Source organism: Kitasatospora sp. NPDC091257, assembly GCF_044757675.1.
Taxonomy (GTDB): domain Bacteria; phylum Actinomycetota; class Actinomycetes; order Streptomycetales; family Streptomycetaceae; genus Kitasatospora; species Kitasatospora lactacystinica.
Genome location: NZ_JBIVVI010000983.1, coordinates 1 through 3496 on the forward strand (window position 1 = coordinate 1; position 3496 = coordinate 3496).

The window sequence follows — 3496 nt, forward strand, 5'->3', positions numbered from 1 at the left end:
GGCACGTCCGCGCGCATTACCGCCCGGTAGGTGCCGCAGGCGCAGCCCCCAGTGCCGCCAGGTCGAGGAGGACCCGTGTTCAGCACGATGCAGGACGTACCGCTCACCGTCGCCCGAATCCTGGAGCACGGGTCGACGATCCACGGCCGCTCGACCGTGACCACCTGGGACGGCACCGGGCCGGTCGTCCGGACCTATGCCGAGGTCGGCGCGCGGGCCGCGCAGCTCGCGTGCGCGCTGCGCGACGAGCTGGGGGTGACCGCGGACGACCGGGTGGCCACCTTGATGTGGAACAACACCGAGCACCTGGAGGCGTACCTCGCCGTCCCCGCGATGGGGTCCGTGCTGCACACGCTGAACCTGCGGCTGCCCTCCCAGCAGTTGTCGTTCATCGTCAACCACGCCGCCGACCGCGTGATCATCGTCAACGGCACCGTCCTGCCGCTGCTCGCCGCCGTCCTCCCGGACCTCGCACCGACCCTCAGGCACATCGTGGTGAGCGGCCCCGGCGACCGCTCGGTGCTGGCCGGCTTCGCGGGCGCGGTGCACGACTACGAGGAGCTGATCGCCGGTCGGCCCACCGAGTACCCGTGGCAGCACGACATCGACGAGCGGCGGGCCGCCGTGCTCTGCTACACCTCCGGCACCACCGGGGACCCGAAGGGCGTGCTCTACAGCCACCGCTCGGTCTACCTGCACTGCCTCCAGGTGAACACCGGCGACAACTTCGCCTTCACCCCGCGCGACACCGCGCTGCCGGTGGTGCCGATGTTCCACGTCCAGGCCTGGGGCATCCCGCACGCCGCCTTCATGTCCGGCGCCAACCTGCTCATGCCGGATCGTTTCCTCCAGCCCAAGCCGATGGCCGAGATGATCGCCGCCGTCCGTCCGACCGTCAGTGCCGCCGTCCCCACCATCTGGGCCGGCCTGCTGGACGAACTCGACGCGGGCGACTACGACACCTCCAGCCTGCGCATGGTGGTCATCGGCGGCAGCGCCTGTCCGCCGTCGCTGATGAAGGCCTACGAGGAGCGCCACGGCATCCGGGTGCTGCACGCCTGGGGCATGACGGAGACCTCCCCGCTCGGCTCCTTCGCCCAGCCGCCGGGCGGCCTCACCCCCGAGCAGGAGTGGCCGTACCGGGTCACCCAGGGCGTCTTCCCGGCCTCCGTCGAGGCCCGGCTGATCGGCCCGGGCGGCGAGCGGATGCCGCACGACGGCGTCTCGGCGGGCGAGTTGGAGGTGCGCGGTCCGTGGATCGCCGGGGCGTACTACGGCGGCGCCGGCCAGGACCCGGTCCGCCCGGACGACAAGTTCTCCGAGGACGGCTGGCTGCGCACGGGCGACGTCGGCACGATCACCGCGGACGGCTACCTGACCCTCACCGACCGGGCCAAGGACGTCATCAAGTCCGGCGGCGAGTGGATCTCCTCGGTCGAGCTGGAGAACGCCCTGATGGCCCACCCCGACGTGGCCGAGGCCGCCGTGGTCGCCGTCCCGGACGAGAAGTGGGGCGAGCGCCCGCTGGCGACCGTGGTGCTGCGCCCGGGCGCGACCGTCGGCCTGAAGGAGCTGCGGGCCTTCCTGGGCGAGCGGATCGCCTCCTGGCAGCTGCCGGAGCGCTGGGCGATCGTGGAGTCGGTGCCGAAGACCTCGGTCGGCAAGTTCGACAAGAAGGTGATCCGGGCCGGCTACGCGGCCCAGGAGCTGGACGTCACGGTGCTCGGCAAGGAGTGACCGGCCGAAAGGGCCGGCCGCCCCGTACGGAACGGGGGCGGCCGGCCCTTTCACGTGCCGGAGTGCCGGAGGGCCCGAGAGCCGCAGAGCCCGAGAGCCGCAGAGCCGGCCCACGACGGAGTCAGCCCGCGGCGGCGACGCCCGCCTCGCCCATCGCACCGATCCGCCCGAGCAGGTCGACGATCCGGGACTGGACGTCCTCGCTGGTCGAGCGCTCGGCGAGGAAGAGCACGGTCTCGCCGGTGCGCAGCCGGGGCAGTTCGCGCGGGTCGAGGTCCACGGAGGTGTAGACCACCAGCGGGGTGCGGTGCAGCCGGTCGTTGGCGCGCAGCCAGTCCAGCAGGCCGACCCGGCGGCGGCGGATCTGCAGCAGGTCCATCACCACCAGATTGGGCTGCACACTGCTGGCCCGGGCCACCGCGTCGTTCTCGTCCACCGCGTGCTCGACGTGCATGCCGCGCCGCTCCAGGCTGCTGATCATGGCGGCGGCGATGTCCGGGTCTCCCTCGACCAGCAGCACCCGTGGGGCGTGGTGCTCACCGTCGCGCGGTGCGAGGGCGCGCAGCAGGACGGCCGGGTCGGCCCCGTACGCCGCGTCCCGGGTGGCCTGGCCGAGGCCGGCGGTGACCAGCACCGGGACCCGGCGGTTGAGCGCCGCGGTGCGCAGCGACTGGAGCGCGGTGCGGGTGATCGGGCCGGTCAGCGGGTCGACGAAGAGGGCGGCGGGGAAGCCGGGGACCTGGGCGTCCACCTCCTCGCGGGAGCGGACGATCACCGGCAGGTAGCCGCGCGCCTGGAGGGCCTGTTTGGTGGCGGGGTCGGGCTCGGGCCAGACCAGCAGCCGGCGGGTGTTGGCCAGCTCGCCGGTCGGGGCGGACGGCTGCTCGTCGGCGGGTCGCTCGTCCGCGGGCGGGAGCTCGGCCATCGGGCGCGGCGCGGTCCGGTGGGCCTCGGCCGGTACGGGCGGCTGCGGCGCGGTGGCGGTCACCGGCGCGGGGCCGAGCTGGCGCGGCGGGGCGAGCTCGCCCAGGCCGGTGCCGACCGGGCGGGGGCCGGACGGCTCCTCGGCGGCGGGCAGGGCGGCGCGGGCGGGCGCCAGCGCGCTGCCGGGGGAGGGCAGCGCCTGGCCGACCTGGCCGACCTGGCCGACGTGCTCGACCTGGCCGACCGGAACGGAGGCGTTCACCAGGGCGTCCGGGTCCGGTCCCGGCGGGACGGCCAGCCGGCGGCGGCGTCCGGTCGGCGCGGTGGCGCCCGGTTCGGGCGGCGCGGGCGCGGGACCGGCCGGCAGGGCGTGCTCCAGGCCGGGGTAGACCGGGGCGTCGGCCGCTCCGGGCAGGGCGAAGCCGCCGGAGGACTCCTCGGTCGAGGGCAGCGCGCGGCGGCGCCGGTGCTTGGTCTCGCCCGGGGCCTGCTCCTGGGCGGCCTGGGCGGCCTCGGTGGTCGGGGTGCCGGCCGGCGGGGTGCCGTCCGGGGCGGTGGGCGCGGGGGCCGGGCCGAGCGCGAGCGGCTCGCGCCCGCCGGGGCGGTTCGGCGGCACCCGGTGGCCCTCGACGGGCACGGCGTAGGCGGGGCCGGAGCGGCCGTCGTCCTTGCCCCACGGGTCGCTCTGGGCACCGTCCGGTCCGGGCAGGCCCTGGCGGCCGTACGCGGGGTCATTGCCGGTGCCGTTCCACTGCTCGGGGACGGCCCGCTCGACCCGGGCGGGGGCGTTCGGCCACTGGTCGGCCGGAATGTCGGGGGCACCGGGGCTGCCGGG

Annotated in this window: 1 protein-coding gene and 1 pseudogene; one reads left to right on the forward strand and one right to left on the reverse strand. The window is 75.7% G+C overall.

What is annotated here, in order from left to right; translation table 11 throughout:
• Nucleotides 1-75 precede the first annotated feature (75 nt).
• Nucleotides 76-1737 (forward strand): long-chain fatty acid--CoA ligase, encoded by a 1662-nt coding sequence (locus tag ACIQOV_RS33115; protein ID WP_387688816.1) that lies wholly within the window; start codon nt 76-78, stop codon nt 1735-1737.
• A gap of 121 nt (nt 1738-1858) precedes the next feature.
• On the opposite strand, the pseudogene ACIQOV_RS33120 reads toward ACIQOV_RS33115, so the two are convergent.
• A pseudogene (locus tag ACIQOV_RS33120) lies at nt 1859-3496 on the reverse strand (hypothetical protein); the annotation flags it as partial.